1 protein-coding gene and 1 pseudogene are annotated in these 796 nt (G+C 37.2%); both read left to right on the top strand.

Annotated elements, in window-relative coordinates:
- The first annotated feature begins 173 nt into the window (after window positions 1–173).
- Window positions 174–431 carry a bacteriocin immunity protein gene (locus tag QTN94_RS20130; protein ID WP_331428663.1) on the top strand — a complete coding sequence of 86 codons (258 nt, stop codon included), beginning with the start codon at window positions 174–176 and terminating at the stop codon, window positions 429–431.
- A 35-nt stretch (window positions 432–466) separates the two neighbouring features.
- A pseudogene (locus QTN94_RS20125) lies at window positions 467–649 on the top strand (hypothetical protein); the annotation flags it as partial.
- Window positions 650–796: the final 147 nt, after the last annotated feature.

Below are 796 nucleotides of genomic sequence, written 5' to 3'. Positions count from 1 at the left end.
GTAAAAAGCGAAAGATATCGTCACTTGATACGCTTTCACGCATAGTCAATGCTGTTGTTCGTCAGCAGCCGTACCCAAATGTGCTCGATCTTAAACACACGAGTTTTTACCTAAACACTTAGTCAACACGGTGCTGGTGAACGCTTACAAAAAATACATTATGGAGATAATAAATGATTGAATTAAAAGAAAGTATAACAGATTATACAGAGCCGGAGTTTTTAGAACTAATTAATAGTATATCTAATAATTCGTTAAGTGAGCCCGAAGAAGATAAACTAATTTTACATTTTTCTAAAATAGTAAAACATCCTGATGGTACAGATTTGTTATTTTACCCTAAGGATAATCAAGATGATTCCCCTAAAGGTATTATTAAAGAAATTTCCCGTTGGTATAATGAACAGGGATGGCCTTGTTTTAAAGAATAATATAAATGAGCCTGTCGATTAGATGGGGCTCTTGAATTAACCACCTTTACGTCTCTCAAGTTGCGATGGCAAGCCGTGTTGGTGGTGTTAACTATGGTTCTTTTGTCGCAGAACGTGCTGCGCTATTCAAAAAGCTAGATGGTAACTTTGCTGCATTATCGAAACGTTCTGTTCAAATCCCAATTTACACTCAGATTAGACGTAACTTAAAACTCTCCCCCTCTGGCAGGATAGTTGTCACTGTTAAAATTTAACCAGTGTAGGGCGGTAAGAGTGAATTGTGTCTCGTATTCCAACAGAAAGAAAAGAAGCCATATTGAAGAAGCTACTGCCTCCATACTCATTGTCAGTGAGCGAACTTTCAA

Origin of the sequence: Vibrio sp. M250220, from assembly GCF_036533795.1 — a bacterium.
Classification (GTDB): domain Bacteria; phylum Pseudomonadota; class Gammaproteobacteria; order Enterobacterales; family Vibrionaceae; genus Vibrio.
Note: the sequence above shows the minus strand (reverse complement) of the source record. Positions and strands in the feature narration are given on the sequence as shown.